General features: G+C 69.6%; 25 protein-coding genes. 15 read left to right on the forward strand and 10 right to left on the reverse strand.

Annotated features, from left to right (window positions below; genetic code table 11):
- Positions 1-3 precede the first annotated feature (3 nt).
- The gene (locus ACFV9G_RS05170; RefSeq protein ID WP_378725479.1) at positions 4-1,578 is read right to left on the reverse strand and encodes a helicase HerA-like domain-containing protein; all 1,575 of its coding nucleotides are present in this window, start codon (positions 1,576-1,578) and stop codon (positions 4-6) included.
- Between the two features lie 49 nt (positions 1,579-1,627).
- On the opposite strand from ACFV9G_RS05170, the gene ACFV9G_RS05175 reads away from it, so the two are divergent.
- Both ACFV9G_RS05175 and ACFV9G_RS05180 read left to right on the forward strand, forming a co-directional pair.
- A complete protein-coding gene (locus ACFV9G_RS05175) occupies positions 1,628-1,921 on the forward strand; it encodes a type II toxin-antitoxin system VapB family antitoxin (RefSeq protein WP_045551249.1) in 294 nt (97 codons plus the stop codon).
- 28 nt (positions 1,922-1,949) lie between these two features.
- Positions 1,950-2,465 carry a LytR C-terminal domain-containing protein gene (locus tag ACFV9G_RS05180; RefSeq protein WP_378725481.1) on the forward strand — a complete coding sequence of 172 codons (516 nt, stop codon included), beginning with the start codon at positions 1,950-1,952 and terminating at the stop codon, positions 2,463-2,465.
- A 12-nt stretch (positions 2,466-2,477) separates the two neighbouring features.
- On the opposite strand, the gene ACFV9G_RS05185 is transcribed toward ACFV9G_RS05180, so the two are convergent.
- The gene (locus tag ACFV9G_RS05185) at positions 2,478-3,968 is read right to left on the reverse strand and encodes a potassium/proton antiporter (RefSeq protein ID WP_378725483.1); all 1,491 of its coding nucleotides are present in this window, start codon (positions 3,966-3,968) and stop codon (positions 2,478-2,480) included.
- Between the two features lie 52 nt (positions 3,969-4,020).
- Between ACFV9G_RS05185 and ACFV9G_RS05190 the strand changes: the two genes are divergently transcribed.
- Positions 4,021-5,196 carry a pyridoxal phosphate-dependent aminotransferase gene (locus ACFV9G_RS05190; RefSeq protein WP_378725485.1) on the forward strand — a complete coding sequence of 392 codons (1,176 nt, stop codon included), beginning with the start codon at positions 4,021-4,023 and terminating at the stop codon, positions 5,194-5,196.
- A 23-nt stretch (positions 5,197-5,219) separates the two neighbouring features.
- Here the strand turns inward: ACFV9G_RS05190 and ACFV9G_RS05195 are convergent, their stop codons facing one another.
- On the reverse strand, positions 5,220-5,654 hold the full coding sequence (locus ACFV9G_RS05195) for a nuclear transport factor 2 family protein (protein ID WP_378725487.1): 435 nt from the start codon (positions 5,652-5,654) through the stop codon (positions 5,220-5,222).
- A 200-nt stretch (positions 5,655-5,854) separates the two neighbouring features.
- On the opposite strand from ACFV9G_RS05195, the gene ACFV9G_RS05200 reads away from it, so the two are divergent.
- The 6 genes from ACFV9G_RS05200 to ACFV9G_RS05225 all read left to right on the forward strand — a co-directional run bounded on the left by ACFV9G_RS05200 (position 5,855) and on the right by ACFV9G_RS05225 (position 10,818).
- The gene (locus ACFV9G_RS05200; RefSeq protein ID WP_378725489.1) at positions 5,855-6,301 is read left to right on the forward strand and encodes a winged helix-turn-helix transcriptional regulator; all 447 of its coding nucleotides are present in this window, start codon (positions 5,855-5,857) and stop codon (positions 6,299-6,301) included.
- Between the two features lie 215 nt (positions 6,302-6,516).
- Positions 6,517-6,906: a tautomerase family protein gene (locus ACFV9G_RS05205; RefSeq protein ID WP_378725491.1), complete on the forward strand. Its 390-nt coding sequence runs from the start codon at positions 6,517-6,519 to the stop codon at positions 6,904-6,906.
- A 113-nt stretch (positions 6,907-7,019) separates the two neighbouring features.
- Positions 7,020-7,382, forward strand: a complete 363-nt coding sequence (locus tag ACFV9G_RS05210) for a hypothetical protein (RefSeq protein ID WP_378725493.1) — start codon at positions 7,020-7,022, stop codon at positions 7,380-7,382.
- Positions 7,379-8,260 (forward strand): hypothetical protein, encoded by an 882-nt coding sequence (locus tag ACFV9G_RS05215; RefSeq protein ID WP_378725495.1) that lies wholly within the window; start codon positions 7,379-7,381, stop codon positions 8,258-8,260. Before ACFV9G_RS05210 ends, ACFV9G_RS05215 begins: the two co-directional genes overlap by 4 nt.
- Positions 8,257-9,588, forward strand: coding sequence for a hypothetical protein (locus tag ACFV9G_RS05220; RefSeq protein ID WP_378725497.1), 1,332 nt, complete (start codon positions 8,257-8,259; stop codon positions 9,586-9,588). The genes ACFV9G_RS05215 and ACFV9G_RS05220 overlap by 4 nt, the downstream gene beginning before the upstream one ends.
- A 132-nt stretch (positions 9,589-9,720) precedes the next feature.
- Positions 9,721-10,818 carry a hypothetical protein gene (locus ACFV9G_RS05225; protein WP_378725499.1) on the forward strand — a complete coding sequence of 366 codons (1,098 nt, stop codon included), beginning with the start codon at positions 9,721-9,723 and terminating at the stop codon, positions 10,816-10,818.
- A 24-nt stretch (positions 10,819-10,842) separates the two neighbouring features.
- Here ACFV9G_RS05225 and ACFV9G_RS05230 read toward each other — a convergent pair whose 3' ends face one another.
- A complete protein-coding gene (locus tag ACFV9G_RS05230) occupies positions 10,843-11,838 on the reverse strand; it encodes a MerR family transcriptional regulator (protein WP_378725501.1) in 996 nt (331 codons plus the stop codon).
- A 145-nt stretch (positions 11,839-11,983) separates the two neighbouring features.
- Positions 11,984-12,472 (reverse strand): MarR family winged helix-turn-helix transcriptional regulator, encoded by a 489-nt coding sequence (locus ACFV9G_RS05235; RefSeq protein WP_378725503.1) that lies wholly within the window; start codon positions 12,470-12,472, stop codon positions 11,984-11,986.
- 41 nt (positions 12,473-12,513) lie between these two features.
- On the opposite strand from ACFV9G_RS05235, the gene ACFV9G_RS05240 reads away from it, so the two are divergent.
- The 3 genes from ACFV9G_RS05240 (at position 12,514) to ACFV9G_RS05250 (ending at position 16,185) form a co-directional block, all read left to right on the forward strand.
- The gene (locus tag ACFV9G_RS05240) at positions 12,514-13,425 is read left to right on the forward strand and encodes a DMT family transporter (RefSeq protein WP_378725505.1); all 912 of its coding nucleotides are present in this window, start codon (positions 12,514-12,516) and stop codon (positions 13,423-13,425) included.
- Between the two features lie 10 nt (positions 13,426-13,435).
- Entirely contained in the window at positions 13,436-14,944 is a 1,509-nt protein-coding gene (locus ACFV9G_RS05245) for a spermidine synthase (protein ID WP_378725507.1), read from the forward strand.
- Between the two features lie 461 nt (positions 14,945-15,405).
- Positions 15,406-16,185 (forward strand): GntR family transcriptional regulator, encoded by a 780-nt coding sequence (locus tag ACFV9G_RS05250; RefSeq protein WP_378725509.1) that lies wholly within the window; start codon positions 15,406-15,408, stop codon positions 16,183-16,185.
- A 152-nt stretch (positions 16,186-16,337) separates the two neighbouring features.
- On the opposite strand, the gene ACFV9G_RS05255 is transcribed toward ACFV9G_RS05250, so the two are convergent.
- Positions 16,338-17,699 (reverse strand): VWA domain-containing protein, encoded by a 1,362-nt coding sequence (locus ACFV9G_RS05255; protein ID WP_378725510.1) that lies wholly within the window; start codon positions 17,697-17,699, stop codon positions 16,338-16,340.
- Positions 17,696-18,574 (reverse strand): MoxR family ATPase, encoded by an 879-nt coding sequence (locus tag ACFV9G_RS05260; protein ID WP_091043344.1) that lies wholly within the window; start codon positions 18,572-18,574, stop codon positions 17,696-17,698. Before ACFV9G_RS05260 ends, ACFV9G_RS05255 begins: the two co-directional genes overlap by 4 nt.
- A gap of 46 nt (positions 18,575-18,620) precedes the next feature.
- Between ACFV9G_RS05260 and ACFV9G_RS05265 the strand changes: the two genes are divergently transcribed.
- The gene (locus ACFV9G_RS05265; RefSeq protein ID WP_378725511.1) at positions 18,621-19,019 is read left to right on the forward strand and encodes a hypothetical protein; all 399 of its coding nucleotides are present in this window, start codon (positions 18,621-18,623) and stop codon (positions 19,017-19,019) included.
- Positions 19,020-19,029: 10 nt separating this feature from the next.
- On the opposite strand, the gene ACFV9G_RS05270 is transcribed toward ACFV9G_RS05265, so the two are convergent.
- The 3 genes from ACFV9G_RS05270 to ACFV9G_RS05280 all read right to left on the reverse strand — a co-directional run bounded on the left by ACFV9G_RS05270 (position 19,030) and on the right by ACFV9G_RS05280 (position 21,310).
- Positions 19,030-19,734, reverse strand: a complete 705-nt coding sequence (locus ACFV9G_RS05270; protein ID WP_378725512.1) for a winged helix-turn-helix transcriptional regulator — start codon at positions 19,732-19,734, stop codon at positions 19,030-19,032.
- A 97-nt stretch (positions 19,735-19,831) separates the two neighbouring features.
- Positions 19,832-20,533, reverse strand: a complete 702-nt coding sequence (locus tag ACFV9G_RS05275) for a winged helix-turn-helix transcriptional regulator (RefSeq protein ID WP_378725513.1) — start codon at positions 20,531-20,533, stop codon at positions 19,832-19,834.
- 99 nt (positions 20,534-20,632) lie between these two features.
- Positions 20,633-21,310, reverse strand: a complete 678-nt coding sequence (locus ACFV9G_RS05280; protein ID WP_378725515.1) for a winged helix-turn-helix transcriptional regulator — start codon at positions 21,308-21,310, stop codon at positions 20,633-20,635.
- 54 nt (positions 21,311-21,364) lie between these two features.
- Here ACFV9G_RS05280 and ACFV9G_RS05285 point away from each other — a divergent pair, with 54 nt between their 5' ends.
- Together ACFV9G_RS05285 and ACFV9G_RS05290 are read left to right on the forward strand one after the other, a co-directional pair.
- On the forward strand, positions 21,365-22,159 hold the full coding sequence (locus ACFV9G_RS05285; protein ID WP_378725517.1) for a DUF899 family protein: 795 nt from the start codon (positions 21,365-21,367) through the stop codon (positions 22,157-22,159).
- Between the two features lie 10 nt (positions 22,160-22,169).
- Complete coding sequence (locus ACFV9G_RS05290) at positions 22,170-22,580, forward strand: VOC family protein (protein WP_378725519.1); 411 nt, start codon at positions 22,170-22,172, stop codon at positions 22,578-22,580.
- Positions 22,581-22,610: the final 30 nt, after the last annotated feature.

The raw sequence follows: 22,610 nt of genomic DNA on the forward strand, positions 1-22,610 counted from the left end.
GGCTCAGCGGCGCTTGAAGATTCCCCTGACGAGCTCCCTGGCGGCGGTGCGCGCGGCCTGCTTGAAGGCCGTCGACTTCACCACGGTCTCGATCACCGAGTCGTCGTCGTCCTTCGACCGCGATCGCGAACCCGAGGACTTCTTCGGGGCGGTCTTCTGAGCGGTCTTCTGGGCAGCCTTCTGCGCGGCCTTCTCCTCGGCCTCGGCCTTCGCGGCGGCCGCCGCAGCGTCCGTCTTCGCCTTGAGCTGGTCGGCGGCGGACTCGACGTCGACGGCCGCGGTGTACTTCGCCGCCAGCGGGGAGGCCGCCACGGCAGCCGTCATGGCCGCCGCCTCCGCCGGACCCATCAGCGACTCGGGTGCGCGCAGCCGCGTCCAGGCGACCGGCGTCGGTGCGCCGCGCTCGTTCATGACGGTCACGATCGCCTCGCCGATCCCGAGCGTCTGGATGACCGCCCCGAGGTCGTCGTAGGAGGAGGTCGGGTAGGTGTTGACGCTGGCCTTGAGCGCCTTGGCGTCGTTGGGCGTGGCGACCCGCAGCTGGTGCTGGATGCGCGAGCCGAGCTGACCGAGCACGTCGTCGGGGACGTCGGTCGGCTTCTGGGTGACGAAGAAGACTCCGACGCCCTTGGAGCGGATCAGCCGGACCGTGTTGGTGATCTGGTCGAGGAACGCGTCGGAGGCGTCGTTGAAGAGCAGGTGCGCCTCGTCGAAGAAGAAGACCAGCTTGGGCTTGTCGACGTCACCGACCTCGGGCAGCGCCCGGAACAGCTCGGCGAGCAGCCACATCAGGAAGGTCGAGAAGATCGCCGGCCGGTCCTGCAGGTTGGGCAGCTCAAGCAGCGAGATGATCCCGGCGTCCCCCTCGTTGCGGACGAAGTCCGTGACGGCGAACGCCGGCTCGCCGAAGAACTCGTCCGCGCCCTGGTCGGCGAAGGCGATGAGCGTACGCAGGATCACCCCTGTCGTCGCCGACGAGAGACCGCCCAGGCCCTTGAGATCGGCCTTGCCCTCGTCGGAGACCAGCCACTGCAGCACCGCCCGCAGGTCGTCGAGCCCGACCAGCTTCAGGCCGGCCTTCTCGGCGTAGTGGAAGACGAGACCGAGCGAGGACTCCTGGGTCTCGTTGAGATCCAGGACCTTGGAGAGGAGCGTCGGACCGAAGGCGTCGACCGTGACCCGGACCGGGATGCCGGTGCCCTCGCCGCCCAGCGCGAAGTATTCGACCGGGAACCCGCGCGCCTGCCAGGCCTGCCCGACGGAGGCTGCCCGCGCGGTCAGCTTCTCGCTCGACGCACCCGGCGCGGCCAGACCGGAGAGGTCGCCCTTGATGTCGGCCGCGAACACCGGGACCCCCGCTGCGGAGAGCTGCTCGGCCAGCAGCTGCAGGGTCTTCGTCTTTCCCGTGCCGGTCGCGCCGGCGACCAGCCCATGCCGGTTCAACATCCCCAGTGGAATGCGAATCGGCGTCTCCAACAACGTCTCAGCGTCCGCCATCAGGCCCCCGAGCTCGAGGGCGGAACCCTCGAATTGGTAGCCGGGCCCGACCGCTTCTGAGAGAGCAGCAGCATCCGTCATGGGCCGACTCTATGTTGGGTTTTGCCCCGAGGGCGATACAGTCACGAGGGTGATCTTCAAGCGTGTCGGCGACTCTCGCCCCTACCCTGACCATGGTCTGACGACCAAGGGGTGGGCCGCGCTGCCTCCTCGGACGGTCCGCCTCGACGAGTTGGTGACCACGAAGGACACCCTCCAGCTGGTGGCGCTGCTCAACGAGGACTCGACGTTCTTCGGCGACCTCTTCGCCCACGTCGTGGAGTGGAACGGCGAGCTCTATCTCGAAGACGGGCTCCACCGGGCGCTCCGCGCGGCGCTCCAGCAGCGCAACGTGCTGCACGCCCGCGTGCACAGCCTCGGCTAGGGAGTTCTGAGCGGTTAGGCTCGGCGTCATGCTCGATTCGGCCCTCACGGGACTTCGTACGTTCATCATCCTCGCCATCCTCGCCGCCGCGGTCGCTCTGGCCGGGGCCTGGGGATGGAAGGCGATGACCGCACCCTTCCCGCAGAAGGTCGATGTCGGGCCGTGCGTGGACGCGCCGGTCAAGAAGGGCTCCGAGGTCTACCCGTCGCAGGTGGTCGTGACCGTGCTCAACGCGAGCACGCGGTCCGGGCTGGCCACCCGGGCGATGACGGACCTCGTCGACGCGGGCTTCGTCAAGGGGTCCACCGGCAACGCGCCCAGCGGCACCAAGCTGAGGACCGTCGAGGTGTGGACGCCCGACAAGAACGCTCCCTCCGCCGCACTCGTCGCGAGCTGGCTCGGCGACGCGAAGATCGTCGAGACCAAGTCCGACCGCCCGGGCATCGTGGTCGTCACCGGCGAGAACTTCCCCGAGGTCACCGGCGGCGACAAGACCGTCACCGCCAAGGCGGACGCCACGATCTGCAGCCCACCGGTCGAGTAGGGCGAGCCCAGATCAGCGCAGCCAGCCTGCGAGCCGTCCCTTCCGGCTGACCAGCTCGAGGCGCCGTTCGGCGAGCTCACGCTGGTGGCGGGGTACGACGACCAGGACGACGTCGCGGGAGCGGAGGACCGTGGTGCTCTCCGGAACCATGGTCCGTCCGTCGCGGATCAGCAGCGACACCGACGACCCCGTGGGCAGTCGGAGCTCACTGACCTCGACGCCGTGCAGGCGGGACTCGGGCGGGATCCGGAGCTGGATCAGGTCTGCCGCGATCTGCTCCAGCGGAGCGACGTCGAGGTCGAGCGAGCGCGGGTCGTTGGGGCGGGCGACCCCGAGCACCCGGGCGACCCACGGCAGGGTCGGGCCGGTCAGCAGCGTGTAGACGACGACCATCACGAAGACCAGGTCGAAGAGCTCCTCGGCCCCGTCGACGCCCTCGGCGAGCGGGATGGTGGTGAGCACGACCGGCACCGCGCCGCGCAACCCCGCCCAGGAGACGAAGGCGGTCTCGCGCCACGTCATCCGGGAGACCACGGTGCTGACCAGCACGGAGGCGGGCCGGGCGATGAAGGTCAGGATCAGGCCGGCGACGAGCGCGAGGCCGATCGTCTGGAGGTCGATGCGCCCCGGGGACAGCAGCAGCCCGAGCATCACGAAGAGCCCGATCTGGGCCAGCCAGGCGACACCCTCGGCGAAGGACCTGGTGGCACCGCGGTGCGGGAGCTCGGAGTTGCCGAGAATGAGCGCGGCCACGTAGATCGCCGCGAACCCGGACCCGTGCAGCCACGTCGCTCCGCCGTAGGCCAGGAAGGCCAGCGTCATCACCGCCAGCGGGTAGAGCCCGGAGGAGGGCAGCGCGGCCCTCCGCATCAGCCACGCCCCACCGAAGCCGACGACCAGGCCGACCATGAGGCCCAGCAAGAGCTCGCCCAGCACGATCCCGGCGACGACGACCGGATGCTGCTCGGCGATCGCACCGCTGGCGATCAGCGTCACGATCACCACGGTCGGGGCGTCGTTGAGCCCCGACTCCGCCTCGAGGACACCGGTCAGCCTCTTGGGCAGCGGCACCACCCGCAGCACCGAGAACACCGCAGCCGCGTCGGTCGGCGAGGTCACCGCCCCCAGCAGGAACGCCAGCTGCCAGGGCAGCCCGAGCAGGTAGTGCGCCCCCACCGCGACGATCCCGATCGAGATCACGACCCCGACCGTGGCCAGCATCAGCCCGAGGCCGAAGGCGGGACGTACGTCCTTCCACGATGTCGTCAGACCACCTTCGGCCAGAATCAGCGCCAGCGCTCCGAAGCCGACCGCGTGCGCGAGGGCGGCGTCGTCGAACCGGATCCCGAGCACCGACTCACCGAGCAGGACGCCCATCAGCAGGTAGATCAGCAGCGACGGGAGCCCGGCCTTCGTCGACATCCGCACCGCGAGGATCGCCAGGAGCGTGACCACGGAGCCGACCAGCACGAACAGGTCGAACTGATGGACGTCGAAACTCATGCGCGCCGGGCCCCCCTCCGACCTCTGGGACTGCATCCTAGTGTTTGCTCCTATGGACCGCCTGACTGTCGCCCAACGCGCGAACGTGCCTCCTTTTCACGTGATGGACATGCTCGAACGAGCGGCTCAGCGACAGCGGACGTACGGCGATCTCATCTCGCTCACCTCGGGGCAGCCGTCCACAGGGGCGCCACAGGCGGTCAGCGCCGAGGCGGTGCGGCTGCTGCAGAGCGGTGACCCGCTGGGCTATACGCCGGCGACGGGGATCCTGGAGCTGCGCCAGGCGATCGCGGGGCACCATCGGGCGTGGCACGGGATCGACGTCTCCCCCGACGACGTCGTCGTGACCACGGGCGCGAGCGGCGGCTTCCTGGCGACGTTCCTGGCGGCCTTCGACACCGGGGACCGCGTGGCGATGGCCCGGCCGTCCTACCCCTGCTACCGCAACGTGCTGGCGGCCCTCGGGTGCGAGGTCGTGGAGATCCCGACCGGTGCGGCCGAGCGCTTCCAGCCGACGGTGGAGCAGGTGCGGGAGCTCCACGAACGTGTCGGACTGAAGGGGCTCGTGGTGGCCAGCCCGGCCAACCCGACCGGCACGATGCTGCTGCCCGAGGAGCTGGCCGCGCTGGCTCGCTACTGCGAGGAGGCCGGGATCCAGCTGATCTCGGACGAGATCTACCACGGGCTGACCTACGGTGGCGACAGCAGCCGTGGCCGCAGCGCCTGGGAGACCTCGCGCGACGCCGTCGTGTTCGGCTCGTTCTCGAAGTACTTCTCGATGACCGGCTGGCGCATCGGCTGGCTGCTCGCCCCCGCCCATCTGCGGCGCGCGATCGACGTCCTGGTCGGCAACTTCACCATCTGCCCGCCGACCCTCGCCCAGCATGCCGCGGTGGCGGCCTTCACCCCGGATGCGTACGCCGAGCTCGACGGTCACGTGACCCGCTACGCGAAGAACCGCGGGGTGCTCCTCGACGGCCTCCGCTCGCTCGGGGTCACCGAGATGGCCCCTGCCGACGGCGCGTTCTACGTCTATGCCGACGTCAGCCGCTGGACCGACGACACCATGGCCTGGTGCCACCAGATCCTCGACCGCACGGGCGTCGCGATGGCTCCCGGCGTCGACTTCGACCCGGTCGACGGACACCGCTTCGTACGTCTCTCCTTCGCCGGGTCGGCGACCGAGATCGAGCAGGGCCTAGACCGCCTCTCCACCGTTCTGCGATAGGAAGTCCCCGCTCCGCCTGGCCTTCACTCCCCGAACGGAGTGGCGGCTCCGCCGGGCATCACTGCCCGGTCGTAGTACTCCCGGCACGAGACGATCTTGAGGTCTCGGTCCAGCACCAGGACGGCGACCGAACGACCGCTGAAGGGCTTACCGGTCGCCTTCATCTTTCCGCCACCGAGGTCGTCACCGGAGAAGGTGCCTCGACCGGTCACCTCCACGACCACGAACCCGTCACCGGTGTGGATGTCCTCGACCGACATCACGAAGTCCGGGACGGCTGCCCGCCACAGACGGTGGTGGGTGGCGATCAGGTCGTGTCCTCGGCGACGCACCCCAAAGGTCACGTCGAAGTACTCGCCGTCCTCGGCGTAGAGGTCGACGAAGGCTTCCGGGGTCGGCGAGCTCCAGGCATCGGCCCACTGCCGGGCCACATCGGCCGGGGTGGTGGTCGTACTCATGGCAGACAAAGAGTTCTCCCTGTTCAGTGCGGTCGAGATCCGATCGAGTCTGCTCAGTCAGAACATTCTCCACTAAGACTCGAATTGAGTCGGACTATAGACCACGCCAACTTCGGCCACAATCACCTAAGACTCAAAAAAGGTTCAACTATGCGGACGCACGGACCCATCGGATTCAAAAGGAGTCCTACACTGGCGCCATGAAGCACGACGACCTGCAGGAGCTGTACTGCTCCGTCGCACGCACCTGGTCGGTGATCGGGGAGCGGTGGACGATGATGATCCTGCGCGAGTGCTTCCGCGGCGAACGTCGCTACGACCACTTCCGCTACAAGCTGGGCCTCGGCAGCAACGTGCTCAACGACCGGCTCCGGGTCCTGGTGGACGAGGGCATCCTGGATCGCGTCCAGTACCAGGAACACCCTCCGCGGCACGAGTACCGGATCAGCGACAAGGGCGCCGACCTCTACCCGGTGCTCGTCGCCCTGATGTCCTGGGGGGACAAGTACAAGAACGACGTCCCACCGGTGCGACTGATCCATCGCGCCTGCGGCCACGAAGCCGACCCACGGCTGACCTGCACGCACTGCGCCGAGCCCGTGTCCTGGCGGGAGATGACCGCCGAGTTCGAGCCGGACGCCTGGTAGTGACAGCAGCGCGGACCGGGGAGCGGTCCCGTCAGCAAGTGATGCCCTGAGCCTCTCGAAAGGTATGCAGCGGAAGGCGTACATCCCATGCGGAACTCCGCCAGGGATGTGCGCCTTCGCCTGCATACCTTGATGAGGGAACGCGTACGCCGCTAGAGTCAGACTCAATTCGAGTCTAACTGGGCTCGGTCAGCGCGGCTCACGGAGGTGGCCCAGTGCCCTACTACCAGTTCACGGTCCCGGCCGGCGGTGCGACGTTGCAGCACAAGGCCGAGGTCGCCGCGGCGACGACGAGGGTGCACACCGAGGTCACCGGCGCCTCGGGGGCATACGTCTACTGCTCGTTCGTCGAAGTCCCGCGTGGCAGCCTCTTCGTGGCCGGCAAGGCGATCGACGCGCCCCGGATGGTCGGGTTGATCCGCGCGGGCCGCTCGCAGGAGGTGCGAGCGAAGCTCATCCACGGAATCGCCGACGCGTGGTCCGAAGTCACCGGAGACGCCAAGGAGAGCCTGGCGATCTTCATCGACGAGATCCCCGGCGCCAACGCCCTGGAGAACGGCGCGATCCTGCCAGAGGTCACCGAGGAACCTGGCGCGATCTACTGAACACCGACGGTCGCCGTCCACGACAGGAGGCGATTTCGAGAAAGTTCACGATTTTACGTTTAGAACCGCTCCAACGGGGTAGGACCATCACAGAGACCTGTCCAAGGAGGGATATGTACGGCGACAGCGACGTGATCCGTCGTCGGGTGAGCCGTCTGCGAGAGCAGGCGGACGACATCCGCGCGAGTGCCGACAAGCTGGTGACCCAGGCCGAGGCCGTGCCGTGGCACGGTCGGGCTGCCGAGTCCCTCCGTGGGCGGCTGAAGGAGCGTGCCACCGCGCTGCGGAGCTCGGCCGAGAAGCATGACCGCGCGGCCGACGCCATGGCCAAGCACCTCAAGCAGGTCGACCTGTTCAAGGAGCAGATCGCGGAGGCCGAGGCTCGCGCCGAGGCGCTGATCGCAGAGAACGCGCTCGACGGATTCGAGGCCCCTGAGCCGGGCCACAAGGACTGGCTGGAGGTCACCTTCCGATGACCACGATCGACCTGGGCCCCGCTCCGGCGGCGCCGACCGAGCCGTGGGCAGGGGTGCCCCGCCGCGTCGGCCTGACCCTCCCCGAGCTCACCCACGCCTGCGAGACCATCGGGGCTCCGCTGCCGTTCGAGGTGGCGACGCACCTCGATGACGGGCTCGACGCCCGCCTGGGACAGACCCGCTCGGCAGCCGAGGCCGAGGCCTTGACCCACGCCGTCGCCGGCTTCGGCGAGGGCAGCACCTCGCTGCGGCGCCGCGAGCTCCTCGACGCCGACGGGACCCTCGACGCCGGGATCGCCGGCGCGCTGGGGCTCCTGGCGACCCCGGAGGTGGTCATCGACCTCGATGTCGTCGTCGACGGCCTCCGTGGCCGCGCCTGGCACCGGCAGAAGGGGGAGGCAGCCGCCTCGCTCGCCACCGTGGACGGGCTCGTCTTCGAGCTCTCCTGGTATCCCTCGGCGGCCTGGTCGACCGAGCTCGGCCGCACCGCGACGGTACCGGGTGAAACCGCCCGGCTGACCTCGGCGGTGCCCGAGCAGCTGGAGGTCCCGTTCGCGACCGCTGACGCCGTCTTCGAGGCGCTGCGCACCGGGCGCGGCGACCTGGTGCCGGTGCTGACCGACGGCGACGTGGTCGTCTCGAGGGCCCTCGAGGCACTGTCCACCGAGGCCCACGGTCGGCTGCGCGCCATCGTCGCGACGACCGTCGATCCGGAGAACCCGCTGATCGGCACGGTCTCCTGGACGCTGGTCAACGACGGCTGGCGTTCGATGCGAACGGTGTCGCTCGATGGCGAGCTGACACTGCTGATCACCAGCGTGGAGCCGTCCGAGCTCGCCGCAGACCTTGCCCCTGTTCTCGCGGAGGTGGCCCGATGAGCCCGACTTCGTCCAATGATCCGATCAACCGCCTGGGACCGGTCCCGAGCGGCGCCCCCGACTCGGTGCTTCCGCCCGCGGGTCCGGAGGACAAGTACGCGCAGATCCTCGGCCTGGCCGGTTCCATCGGCGACGCCGGCGCGCAGCTGCGCGAGTGGGCCGAGCTCGGGCCTGCGATCCTGACCGACGACGACGTCACCTCCTCGGCAGAGCTCTCCACGAAGACCTGGGAGCCGGCGGAGGAGGAGATCCGGGCCGCGACCTCCGAGAAGGGCGGCGTCCTCGGGCTCGGTCAGGCGCTCGACGCCGACGCGCTCTCGGTGCGGGCGACCGTGCAGACCTACCGCTGGATCGACGAGCTCCAGGCCGCCGCCCGCAGCACGCTGGGCGCCATCGCGGCCAACGCGCTCGACTACCTCGCCCCCGAGGTCGAGCTCGGCGGGTCGCTGCTGTCCGCCGGTCTGATCGAGACCGACGCGCTCGACCGTGAGGGCGTCACCGCATATCTCGGCGAGCTCGCCCAGGGTCATCCCGAGCTGATGGACCACATCGCCACCGGCGGCGGGCTGCTCGAGTCGCTCGAGCTGCGCTCGCTGCTCACCGCCGACTTCCCGCGCGGCGACGAGGCCGGGGCAGCCACCGCGGGCGCGCTGCGTGCCGCCGGCATCGACGCCTTCACGACCGACGCCGGGCACGCCCTGCGTGACGTCGGCGCGGCGCTGGCCGCCACCGAGGAGGACACCCCGGTCGGCGACGTCACCGCCGCCACCCCGGCCACCATCGAGGAGCTGATCCGCACTCTCGAAGCGACCGAGACCGGCGTCGCGGTCCAGAACACGGCGCCGGGCCGCTACATCGCCTATCTGCCCGGTCCGTACGCTGGCAGCCGACGCCTGAGGCTCGTCTCGGGTGACCTCTCCGACTACATCGCCACCGCGTCACGGACCATCGAGGAGGCGGTCGAGGCCGGCTCGCACGTGATGCTGGTCGGTGCCGCGGCCGGTGGCACCGCGGCGGCCGCGATCGCGGCGACGGCCGGGGCTGCGTACGTCGTGGACCAGGTGGTCACCGTGGGTGCTCCCGGCGCGGCAGCGCCGCGGGTTCCGGAGACCACGCGGGTGTTGTCGCTGGAGGACCGCTCCGACCCGGTCGCGCTCCTCGGTGGCCTCATCAACGCGAGTGTCGGACACCGGTTCACGGTCGTCTACGACGGCACCACGGCGAAGGAGAGCCACTACGTGGCCGGCGGGCGGGCTGCGGACAACGCCGCCCACGGCGAGCTCCGCGACGAGATCGGGCGGATCCGCAGTCTGGGATACCTCGGCTGAGCGGCGGGCTTGCCCCGATGACGTGAGTCGATACGGTGTAGACGCCCTCGGCACCATCCCCGACCTCGCCGGTGCTCGGACACCGGTAGGTCGATCGCGGAGGGCACTCTGACGCCTACCGGATCGGTCCCTGTGAAGTCCATCGTCGTCCACGCCGGCCTGCCCAAGACGGGCACCTCCGCAGTCCAGGCGTTCTTCCACACCAACACGGAGAAGCTCGCCAGAGCTGGCATCTTCTACCCTCGGCACAGCGTCGACAAGAACGGCATCAGCGCCGGGAACGCCGGCTCGCTGATGGAGCGCTCGGGCCATCTCTTCGTGGCTTCGGCTCGGGAGGTGACCAGGACGCTCGGGGAGTTCGAGGCCAGCGGATGCCACACCCTCCTGCTCTCCTCCGAGGCGTTCCTGCCCGAGCTGCCCGGGATCACCGAGCTGCTGCCGCCGCACGCCCGGTTCGTCCTGTACGTCCGCGATCCCCTCGCCTTCCTGGAGTCCGACTACAACCAGCGGGTCAAGCGGCTGGGGCACGTCGATCCGTTCGAGGCGTCCCCTGATGCGTACGGCGGATGGCTGGGTCACCAGCACCTCTACAACGCGCTCGACTCCGAAGCGGTGCGCTCCCGGCTCGTCCTCCGGCCCTACCTCCCCGAGCTCTTCGTCGGCGACAACCTGCTCACCGACCTGCTCCACACCGCCGGGATCGACACCGCCGGGCTCGGCGACCTGTCCTTGAGGCAGGTCAACCTCTCCTACTCGCTGCACGCGCTCGAGATCAAGCGCGCGCTCAACGTCCTCCCGCTCGGGCCGCAGCTGCAGGAACGCCTCGACGTCCACCTCCAGTCCTGCCCCCTCGGGCCGACCAGCTACACGCTGATGCCGCCGGCCGACCACGAGCGGCTCCGGAAGGTCGCCGACGACGAGCTGCGCGCGCTGGCACTGCGGTATGACATCGACTCCCTCGAGCCCATGCGGGAGCTGTTGCGCCGGAAGCCGCAGAAGCCCTTCCACCCGCAACAGCTCACCGACGACGAGGTCGACGCGGTCGTCAGGCACATCGCCACCGTCGGCAAGCGGCTCACCCGCCGGATCGCCCAGACCCTTCACGAGCACCCCGAGATCGAGCTCGTCTACCCCTCCCTACGTGACTCGTTCGCCCGGGCGGCCGCCGCACTCGACACGGAGGCTTCGGCAAGGCCGAAGCGCCGTTGGTTGAGCCGCCGTAGCCGCTAGGCGGAGGCGTGTCGAAACCAGCGTCTATGAGAGGTCGGCGACCACGATGGTGTGGTTGTCCGGTTCTCCGGCGACGACGACAGCGGCGGCCACCGCATCGGCAACGGCCTGCGGGCCGGCCTCGGCGCTGATCAGGGCGTCCAGGTCGTCGACGTAGGAATGGACGCCGTCGGTGGTCAGCACCAGCCTGTCGCCGGGCAGCAGGTCGAGCGACATCTCGTCGGCGACGACTCCGGGGACGAGGGCACGGTTGAGCAGTGCCCTGTGCTCGTGGGAACGAGCCTCGTCGGGGGTCAGCTGGCCGGCCTCGACCATCGCGGCGACGACCGTGTGGTCGTGGGTGACCTGGCGTACGGCTCCGTCCCGCACCAGGAAGACCCTGGCGTCGCCGATGTGGGTGACCCGCGCAGTGGAGCCGTGCAGGTCGACGGCGGTCAGGGTGGTGCCCGACTTCGGCACCTCCGCGAACACCTCCTGGATGGCCGATCTCAGCCCGCCGGCCGCGTACGCAGTCAGGGCCGCCCCGGCGAGATCGTCGCGGTCGCCGAAACCGTCGGCGACCGCGATCAGCTCGGAGGTGACCAGGACGGCGTCCTGCTGGCTCGACCGGCCGCCGGTCTCGTGGCTGACGCCGAACTCGGCGTGCAGGGTCTCGGTTGACGTAGTCATCTGATGTGCCTCGCTCCTCAATCGGTGGACGAGGACGGAGACCATGGTGCGACGCGTGGACGTGTCGGCCTCGACCTGGCGCCAGTAGGTCTCGATCTCGACCGCCGCGAGTGCGGCGGGCATGTCGACGACCTCCCGGATCCGGGCCAGCGGCATCCCGATCAGACGCAGCTTGGCCACCAGGCGAGCGCGTTCCACCTGGTCAGGCGCGTAGCGGCGATAGCCGGAAGCCGCGTCCACCTCGGCGGGCAGCAGCAGACCGAGGTCGTCGTACAACCTCAGCGCCTTCGGCGTCAGCCCGGTCGCCCGGGCGAAATCGCCGATGTTCACAAGCCCCTCCAGGCCGCTCATGCGACCGCTCCCGTGGCGCAAGCGCCAGAATACGAGAGCGGTCGCCTGAGGCTTGTCGTCGCTCGCTGACGCTCGCTCATGTTCACCATCCTCCCCGGTGATGGTCACCGGTGTCATCAGATTGGTGTCTGACCCTGGGGAAAGCTCAAGCCCCGGTCTGCTCGGCCCACTTCTCGAGCAGCCGGGCGAGCGAACGCCGCTCGGCCGCGGTGAAGACGGCGAGCAGGCGGTGCTCGTTGGCGATGTGGTCGGTGAAGGCCGCGTCGATGAGCTCCCGCCCGCTCTCGGTCAGCGCGATCCGGCGCCCCCGACCGTCCTCGTCGCGGCGGTCACGGCTGACCCACCCCTGGGCCAGGCAGCGGTCGACCCGCTTGGTGACCGCCCCCGAGGAGACCATCGTCTGCTCGCCGAGCTCCTTCGGAGTCAGGGCGTACGGAGCGCCTTGCCGTCTCAGCGTGGCCAGCACGTCGAACTCCCCTTCACCGAGCCCGTGCTGGGCATAGACCTCGACGAGATCGTCGGTGAGACGCAGCGCGAGGCGGTGCAGCCGGGCGATGACGGCCTGCGGGGTGATGTCGAGGTCGGGGCGCTCCCGCTCCCACTGCGCCATCACGGTCGAGACGTGGTCTGCCATGACACTGGAATATATCTGACGCGGAAGATATTATCTCTTCCATGGAAAGTAGATTCGCGACCCTCGCGCTGACCGCGATCGCCCCGGTGGCCTGGGGATCGGGCTACTTCGTCACCGCCACGTTCCTACCGCCGGACCGGCCGCTGTTCGGCGCCGTGATCCGGGCGCTGCCGTTCGGCCTGCTGCTCCTGGCGCTCCGGCCCGGCCTGCTCCACGGCTCCTGGTGGTGGCGGACCGCAGCGCTCGGGCTGCTCAACTTCGGAGCGTTCTTCGCCCTCGTCTTCGTCGCCGCCTACCGGCTCCCCGGCGGCCTCGCCGCCACCCTGACCGCGGTCTCTCCGATCGTGGTGATGCTGCTGGCCTGGGCCTTCGCCGGCGAGCGGCCGCGGGCCGGATCGCTCGCGGCCGGCGTCGTCGGCGCCATCGGCGTGGCCCTGCTGGTGCTCCGCGGCGGCGCGAGCCTCGACCTGATCGGGGTCCTGGCCGCCTTCGCCTCGGTCGCCGTCTTCTCCACCGGCTTCATCCTCGTCAAGGTCTGGCAGCCGCCGGTCAAGCTGCTCACCTTCACCGCCTGGCAGCTCGTCCTCGGCGGCCTCGCCCTCGCCCCCGTGGCCCTCCTCGTCGAAGGCCCACCGCCCGCGCTCGACATGCCGGCGATCGGGGGCTACGCCTACATCGGCGTCGTCGGCACGGTCGTCGCCTACGCGGTCTGGTTCCGTGGTGCCCGCCGCCTTCCCGCCGCCGCGGTGTCGCTGGTCGGCCTGCTCAACCCGGTCGCCGGGATCCTCATCGGCCTCGCCTTCGCAGGAGAACATCTCACCCCGACCAGCGGGCTCGGGATGGCGTTGGTGCTCGGTGGCGTACTCCTCGGACAGCCTGCGGTGCTCGACCGGATCAAGGCCGGACGACGAGCAGAACCAGCCTCGTGTGCCGACGTTGGAGCAGCCGGATAGGTTCACCTCCATGAAACTGCGTGCGCGTGCGCTTGAGCTTCTCGTCTTCACCGTCGGTGCCGGCACCTTGGGGTCAGAGATGGCCGCGGCTCGGCTGCTCGCTCCGTGGTTCGGCGACTCGACGATCGTGTGGGCCAACACGATCGCGACGGTGCTGGTGGCACTCGCGATCGGCTACTCCGTCGGCGGCAGGATCGCCGACCGGAACCCGCATCCCTCCGGCCTGGCCAAGATCGTGCTCGCCGCCGCCGCCCTCCTGGCCGCGGTGCCGTTCGTCGCCGACCCGTTCCTTCCGCTCGCGGTCAGGGCGGTCGACCAGCTCAGCATCGCGACCTTCGCCGGCTCGCTCGTCGGGGTCGGCGTGCTGCTCGCGATCCCACTCTTCCTGCTCGGCATCGTCAGCCCCTACGCCGTCAGGCTGAGCGTCGAAGCCGTCGAGGATGCCGGCCACGCGGCCGGGCGCCTCTATGCGATCTCGACGGTCGGCTCCCTGGTCGGCACCTTCGCCGCCTCGCTGTTCCTCATCCCGGTCGTCGGGACGCGGCGTACGTTCCTGATCTTCGCTCTCCTGATGGCGATCTGCGCGATCCCGCACCTGGTCAAGCGCCGGTTGCCGGCCTCGGTCGTGCCGGCGGTGATCCTCGCGCTGATCCTGCTTCCGACCGGGTCGATCAAGACGCTGACCAGCAACGGCGGCGAGGTGATCTGGGAGAAGGAGACGGAATACCAGTACGCCCGCGTGGTCGAGTACGACGACGGCAGCCGCTACCTCGAGCTCAACGAGGGCCACGCCGTGCACTCCGTCTACAACGAGGGTGAATGGCTCACCGGCGCCTACTGGGACGAGATGCTCTCGTTGTCGTACGCCGGGGCGGAGGCCCCGAAGTCGGTGGCGATCCTGGGCTCGGCCGCCGGGACGACCGCGCGCCAGTTCGGCCACTACGCCCCCGAGACCCGGGTCGACGCCGTCGAGATCGACGAGGACGTCACCGAGGTCGGCCAGAAGCTCTTCGACCTCCAGGACCAGCCGAACCTCCACCTCCACACCGCCGACGCGCGCCCGTGGCTGCAGAAGCAGACCCGGAAGTACGACGCGATCATGGTCGACGCCTACCACCAGCCCTACATCCCGTTCTACCTGACCACGAAGGAGTTCTTCGCCCTGGCGAAGGACCACCTGAACCCGGGCGGGGTGCTCGTCGTGAACTCAGCCCACCCGGAGGGCTCGACAGCGCTGGAGAAGGTCCTCACCGCAACCCTGCGGACCTCGTTCGGCGAGGCCGTGTGGCGGTCGGACTCGGGCCCGACCAACACCCACCTGATCGCGACCGTCGACCCGGATGCGGATCCCGCCGCCAGCCTCGTCGCCACCGCGACGTCGCAGCCCGCCGACCTCGCCGGCACCCTCACCGACTCCGCCGCCCGGCTCGAGCCGGGCGTCCGGGGCGGGACGGTCTACACCGATGACGTCGCGCCGGTCGAGTGGCTCACCGACCTCAGCCTTCTCGAGGTTGCCTGACCCGCTCGGGCGTTTCACCTCACCGATCGGCGTCTTGCGCAGGCAGCCGACGCAGACCTGGTGGGGCGCGACCTTGCTGAGCCTTCGTGGCGGCAGCACGTGCCAGGTGCCCAGCCGGCGGCCGCACATGGTCATCACGTACCCGTTGCTCCTCTTGACCGAGCGAAGGTGCCAGAAGCTGCCTCGGTCGGTGCGGTAGACCAGCGGGTCCTTGGACAGGACCGGCGGCCTCTCACTGGATCGCATGCTGAGTCTGTCGTCTACGAACACGAATTCCCCCCAAGGAATGTCGATGGCTCTCGTCGTTGAGTGCCTCGAGACGCCGGTCTCCAGCGGGGGCCAGGTGCCCAACGCCCCGAGGCTTGTTCGACCCTAAGTCCACTCATTGCAATGGGTCAAGGCTGAAAGGGTGGGGCTATGCGGCTATTCGGGATCTGTACGCCTCAGTAACGTGTTCTCCCATGAGCAACCCCCGTCCGCGCGGCCTGCCGAAATACCTCCACGTGGCCGACTATCTGCGGGCCCAGATCGACGACGGCACCTACCAGCCCGGCGAGCGTCTACCGACCGAACCCGAGCTGATGGACACCTTCCCCTACGACCGCGCCACGATCCGGCGGGGTCTGGCGGTGCTGCGCAACGAAGGCCTGATCACCAGCGAGCAGGGCCGTGGCGTCTTCGTACGCGACGCCACCAAGACCCGCTACGACCTGATGAGCATGCTGATCACCGACCGGAGCCACCCGGCGAAGCCGGACGCGGCCTACAACCAGCCGCCGCGCGGCCCGGACGACGGTCTCTCGATCGAGCACGCCTACGAGGTGATCGCGGCCGGCGAGAAGCTGGGGGCGGCCTTCGAGATCGATCCCCGCAGCGAGCTCCTCAGCACCACCTACACCTTCTACATCAGCGGCGACGACACCGCCGAATACCGCACCACGGCCTACATCCCGTATCCGCTGGTCATCGACACCCCGCTGGCCACCCCGACCGACGACTGGCCGCAGCCTCCGATCAAGGACCTGCTCGCCACCGTCGGCGTGAAGGTGACCACGGTCGCGATGGACATCGAGTCGCGGATGCCGACGCCGCAGGAGACCTACGACCTGCAGATCCCCGACGGCACCCCGGTCCTCTCCGACCGGCGCCGGTTCCTCGCCGAGGACCGGGTCGTCTGCATCACCGACTCCGTCGGGGTCGCCGACCGGATCGTCTACGGACTGGACCTCAAGCTTCAGTGAACCCCCGCTGGTCGAGCCGCCGGAGCCTCTAGGCGTAGGCGTGTCGAGACCAACACGGTCCCTGTCGCGCTCGATGGGAATGTGTTGGTCTCGACACGCTCGGCCGCGGGCGGCCTCGCGGCTCGACCAGCGGGGGCGATCAGCGGGGGCGATCAGGCCAGATCGTGGACGAACTCGGAGAGCTGAGTGAGGTTGCGGCACTCCCGCATCTCGATGATCGATCCGTAACGGGTCGCTTCCGAGTCGCCGGTGTCCCACTGCGTACGGACCTCGGGGTTGAGCCAGTGCGCATGCCGGCTCCCCTCGACCATCGCGCGCAGCGAGCCGACGGCGAGGTCGGAGTAGTTCGACCGGGCGTCGCCGAGGATCAGCAGCGACGACTTGGGGCCGAGTGCGTCGGCGTGCCGCTCCTGGAAGAGGGAGAAGGCGCGACCGTAGTTGGTGCGCCCCATCCGGGCCGAGTGCTCGGTCGCCTTCGTCAGCTCGGTCATCGTGTCGACCAGGTCGGCGCCGGGACGGAAGTAGGAGGTGACCTCGTGGATCTCGTCGACGAAGGTGAACGCGCGCACCTTGCCGAACTGCTCGCGCAGCGCGAAGACGAGCATCAGCGTGAACGTCGCGAAGTTGGACACCGAGCCCGACACGTCGCACAGGATCACCAGCTCGGTGCGGTGCGGCCGCTTGGGCCGGAACCGCAGGTCGACGGGGACGCCGCCGGTGGACATCGAGGACCGGAGCGTACGCCGCAGGTCCACCGCTCCTCGCCGGCGCGCGTGGTGCTCCTGGGTGAGCCGCGTCGCCAGCCGGCGCGCCAACGGGTAGATCTCGCGCCGCAGCGCCTCCAGGTCGGCCCGCCGCGCATGCAGGAAGTCGAGCTTCTCGATGGTCGGGCGTACGGCGATCTTGGCGATCTGCTCGGGGCCCTTCTCCTCCGCGATCCTTCGCCGGGCGTCGGCTTCGACCAGGCCGGCAAACCGGTCCACCCGGCGACCCCCGACCCGAGCGGCCTCCTCCTCGGTCCAGCCGCCCTGCTGGAGACCTTCGATGAGCCGGGCGGTGAGCTCGTCGGTCGAGAGCCGGCGTAGCGCGGTGTAGGACGACCAGGAGCTGAGCCCGGGCCCGCGGCCGGGCATCGCGCCGAAGCGGGCCACCGCCTCGGCGGCCAGCTGGCGGAGCATCTCGACGTCGTCGGCCTCCAGCGCCTCGGCCAGCCGTGAGCTGAACTCGGAGAGTGCCTCGGGCCCGTCCTTCGCCACGCCCGCAGCCGCTGCTTCAGCGTCCATGCCGGAGCCGACCATCCGCGGGAAGTAGAGCTCGAAGAGCCCGTCGAAGGTGGCCCGCTGGTTGGCGCGCTTGACCAGGGTCGCGGCGTACGCCTCCTTGACCTGGGTCCGGTCGGTCCAGCCGATCAGGCCGAGGGCGGTGACCGCGTCGAGGCCCTCGGAGAGCGACACCGGCAGCCCCGCTCCCCGCAGTGCTTCGAGGAACTCGATGTGCCGGTCGAGGAGAGTCACCTCTTCAACCGCAGCTCTCGGACGGCACGGTCGACGTCGGAGGAGTGCTTGAGGACGACGCCGAGGGTGTCGGCGACGGCCTTGTCGGAGAGGTCGGTGATCTCCAGCGCGATCAGGGTGCGCGCCCAGTCGACCGACTCGGCGATGCTCGGGGCCTTCTTGAGCTCCAGCTCTCGCAGCCGGCCGACGACCGAGACCAGCTGGCGGGCGACCTTGTCGTCGAGCCCGGGCACCTGGGAGAGCACGATCTCGCGCTCCCGGTCGGCGTCGGGGTAGTCGAGGTGGAGGTAGAGGCAGCGTCGCTTGAGCGCCTCGGAGAGCTCGCGGGTGGCGTTGGAGGTGAGCACGACCAGCGGACGGCGGGTCGAGGTCATCGTGCCGAGCTCGGGGATGGTCACCTGGAAGTCGGACAGCACCTCGAGCAACAGCCCTTCGACCTCGACGTCGGTCTTGTCGACCTCGTCGATGAGCAGCACCGTCGGCTCCTCGCGGCGGATCGCGGTCAGCAGGGGCCGGGTCAGCAGGAACTCTTCGGAGAAGATGTCGTCGTGGGTCTCCTCCCACGCCTGGCCGTCGTTGGCCGCCTGGATGCGGAGGAGCTGCTTCTTGTAGTTCCACTCGTAGAGCGCTCGCGCCTCGTCCAGGCCCTCGTAGCACTGCAGCCTGACCAGCTCGGCCCCGGTCGCGCGGGTGATCGCCTTGGCGAGCTCGGTCTTGCCCACGCCGGCCGGTCCTTCGATGAGCACCGGCTTCTCCAGCGCCCCCGCGAGGTAGCTCGTCAACGCGGTGGAGTCGTCCGCGAGGTAACCGACGTCTCCGAGACGGGTGACGGCCTCGGCGGGCGAGGAGAACCAGGAAGACGTACGCGAAGGCATGACGCGACACTAGCGACTCTGCACCCGGTCTGCCCCCGGTGTCCGGATGGGACCTTCGTCATACTGCCCGGCGCAGCCCGTCACCGTCGGGCTCATCGGTCGTTGGACAGGCGTGCACTCGGACACCCCGCGACTCATGACGTTGGTCGTCGTCGCCATGAAGGTCTGCGCGCTGACCGCGCTGGCGGCCTTCTGTCTGGTCGCCGTCACCACGCCGTCCGAGCCTCGGTCGCTGGCGAAGCGGGAGCAGCCCGAGCTCGCCGCGATGCTCGAGCAGCACCACTGCGTGGCTCCTCCGACGATCGCGCCCTGGCGCCGGCAGAGCGCCATCATCCGCTCCCCGCTCGGCGAGCTGAAGCACGTCCCGCTCGACGTCGGCCAGCGGATCGAGCAGGGCAAGGCCCGCGGCGAGCTGATCGCCTTCTGCGCCGACCCGGCTCCCTAGAAGCGCAGGGTCAGCCCACCGCGGCCATCGCGTCGGCGAAGACCCGGAGCACACGCGCCAGCGCCTCCCGGTCGCCCTCGACGTGGAGGTCGCCCTTGGCCAAGGCCTCCTCGAGGGACTGACCGAGGAGCGCGACGCCCGCCCAGGCCGTCGAGTCGCCGGAGATGGTGACGTCCACCCGGGCGAGCTCGCCGACGTCGAGATCGAAGCCGTACTCGTTCCAGTCCAGCCGGAACTGCAGAGGCTCCACGTCGGGGCAGCGGGCGTCGGTCAGCTTCCAGGTGGCCCGGAGCGGAGCCTGGGTGGGCAGGCTCTGGGGCGGGACCATCGTGCGCATCGCGACCATCACCCCGCTGGGCGTCATCCCCGTCGACGGGACCGGGAAGTGCGCCGACCCTTCCAAGGCCCACAGCGACAAGACGCTGAGGACCTTCTCGAGCTCCCGGCCCCAGTCGGTCAGGGCGTACGCCGTGGTCTTGGTGAGATAGCCGAGCTCGGTCTCGACGATGACGCCCGCGCGCTCGAGGAACTGCAGCCGGTCGTTGAGCTCCTCGGTGCTGACCCCGATCAGGGACGACCTCAGATCAGGAGCCGTACGCGGCCCGAACATCAGCTCGCGCACCACGATCAGGCTCCACCGATCACCGATCAGGTCCAACGCGTGCGCGGCCGCGCACGCATCTCCCAGGTCTCCGTAGGACAGGTGCAGGGTCACGTCGATCCTCTCCGAGCAGCCGGATCCGTCGAGTCCAGTGAACCACGTCGGACGCGACGCTGCCGCCCCGTCCGCGAGACGGCCGACCGAAGAGACCTCAGCTGGCCTCGGCGAGCGTGTCCGCGAACAGCCCGAGCACGCGCTCCAGCGCGGCGCGGTCACCCTCGACCACGAGCCCGGCCTCGGCGATCGCGGCATCCACGGGGAAGCCCATGAACACGACACCGGTCCAAGCCGTCGAGTCGCCGGCGATGGTGACGTCGGCGTCCTCGAGGGTGCCCTCGGCGAGGTCGAACTGGTTGCCCTGCCACACGAGCCGGAACTGCTGCGGGTCGGCGTCAGGACGGCGGGCGTCGGTTAGCTCCCAGGTGACGCTGATCGGCTCGGGGGTCGTCGCGCTGCCGGCGGGCACCATCGTGCGCATCGCCACCATCACACCACTGGGCGTCATCCCGGCGGACATGATCGGGAAGCGGGTCGAGCCGTGGGCCCAGCGGCCGAGCGCCCCGAGGATCGACTCGAGCTCGCGTCCCCACGGGGTGAGCGCGTAGGCCGTCGTCTTGGTGATGTAGCCGAGCTCGGTCTCGACCACGACGCCGGCGTGCTCGAGGAACTGCAGCCGGTCCTTGAGCTCGTTGTTGCTGACCCCGATCACCGAGGATTCCAGGTCACGTGCCGTACGCGGCCCGAACATCAGCTCGCGCACCACGATCAGGCTCCACCGGTCACCGATCAGGTCCAGGGCGTGCGCGGCAGCGCACGCGTCTCCCAGGTCCCCGTACGTCAGGTTCAGGGTCACGTCGATCCTCTCCGAGTCATTCGAACCCATCGAGAGTAGTGATCCCGGACTACGCGTCATCAGTGCCAGAGGTCCCGGCGTGCCAGTGAAATGCCGGTGCTACGCAATCGCGGCGTACGCAGCGGCGACCCGCTCCACGGCTCGCCGGTCGCCCTCGATGCCGACCGCGTTGGTCGGCGCCCCGGCAAAGACCACGCCTGCCCAAACGGAGGAATCACCGGAGACGGTCGCCGCGGGCGCATCGTCCGCACCCTCGGTCAGCTCGAATCCGTCCGCGTCCCAGCGCAGCCGGTAGCGGCGTACGCCTGCGGCGGGACGCCGCTCGTCGTGCAGCTCGATCGCGATCCGGACGGGGCCGTCATCCCACTCGGCCATCGTGGCGTAGGGGGCCATGGTGCGCATCGCCACGATCACCCCGTCGGGGGTCATGCTCCCCTCCGGCACCGGGAAGCCGGGCGAGCGCTGCGCCCAGTGACCGAGCGACCGCATCACGTCCTCCAGCCCCTGCCCCCACTCGGTGAGCCGGTAGACGCGGGTCTGTCCGAGGTCGTCGAGCCGGGCCTGCTCGACGACGCCGGTCTCCCGCATCGCCCTCAGCCTGGAGGTCAGCACGGCAGGCGTGATCCCGACGACGGCCGAGGCCAGGTCCGCGAACCGGCGCGGACCGAGCAGCAGCTCGCGCGCGATCACCATGCTCCAGCGATCCCCGATGACGTCCATGGCGTGCGCGGTCGCGCAGGCATCACCCAGGTCGGCGTAGGTCTGCTTCTTCGGCATCGATCCTCCAAACTCTCTTCACAAGAGTATCAACTATGTTTAACGTAGTTCCCATTGAAGCCGACCATCCCGCTGCCACCGGTCGTCGACCGGACGACCTATCTGCACGAGCGCGAAGCGCTCCTCGACCGCGAGAAGGCCCACACCCGTGCCGGCGACGCCATCGCCGCGGCCCGGCGAAGGCTCCCGATGACCGAGGTCGACCCGGCCGCACCGCTCGTCGGCGCCGCCGGACGGGTGAGCCTGCTGGATGCCTTCGAGGGGCGCGACCAGCTCTTCGCGAGCTACCACATGTGGCACACCGGCCATGCCGCGGCGGACCAGTGCGAGGGGTGCACGTTCTTCAGCGGCGGCGTGAGCGAGCTCGGCTACCTGCACTCGCGCGGGGTGACGTACGCCGTCTTCTGCCAGGGGCCCTATCCGGAGAGCTCCCGCTACCGGGACTTCATGGGGTGGGAGATGCCGTGGTTCTCCGTGCCCGAGGAGTCGTGGGACGTCCTCGACGCCCGCGGGTTCTTCGGGGGCAAGGTCTGCTACCTGCGCGACGGTGACCGGGTCTTCGAGACCTACCGCACGACCGGACGTGGCGTGGAGCCGATGTCGGCGTCGTACGGGATCCTGGACATGACCGTCTACGGACGGCAGGAGACCTGGGAGGACTCACCGCAGGGCTGGCCGCAGCGCACGGGTGTCGACGGTGGCCAGTTCCGCAGCGAGGAGGCGTCGACGACCAACCATCGCACCGGCGTGAGCGGTCGCCCGACGGCGCAGTGGTCGCGGCTCACCGCGGGACGCAACGACGACCTCGGCTCCGACACCGCCCCCACCGCCGACCACTGCTGCCACTGAGGAGCTCCGGATGCGTACGACGATCGCCCTGCCCACCCGGGACCGCACCCGGTCCCACGTGTTCCTCCGCGACGGCCTCGGCCTCGAGACCCCCGGGGAGCTCGCCGACGACGGGGTCCCCGAGCCGCTTCGCGCGACCCTGTCGGACTCCTGCGAGGTGATGATGATCCCGACCGGCGGGTTCAAGTGGGTCACCGGACAGCTCGGGGACGAGCCGATGGACGCGGCGACCCTGCCGGAGGGAACGAAGCAGTGCCTGGTCACCATCGAGCTCGGCTCGCGCGGCGATGTCGAGGCCCGCTACGCGGCCGCGACGGCGCTAGGGCACGGGGTGATCGAGCCGGAGTCGGCGCCGTGGGGTGAATACCGCGCGATCGTCGCGGATCCCGACGGGCACCTGTGGCAGCTGACGTCCCGCTGAGGTCCGGTCTTGCCGCCCCTAGAATCTCCC

The organism is Nocardioides sp. NPDC059952, assembly GCF_042730435.1.
Classification (GTDB): Bacteria; Actinomycetota; Actinomycetes; order Propionibacteriales; family Nocardioidaceae; genus Nocardioides.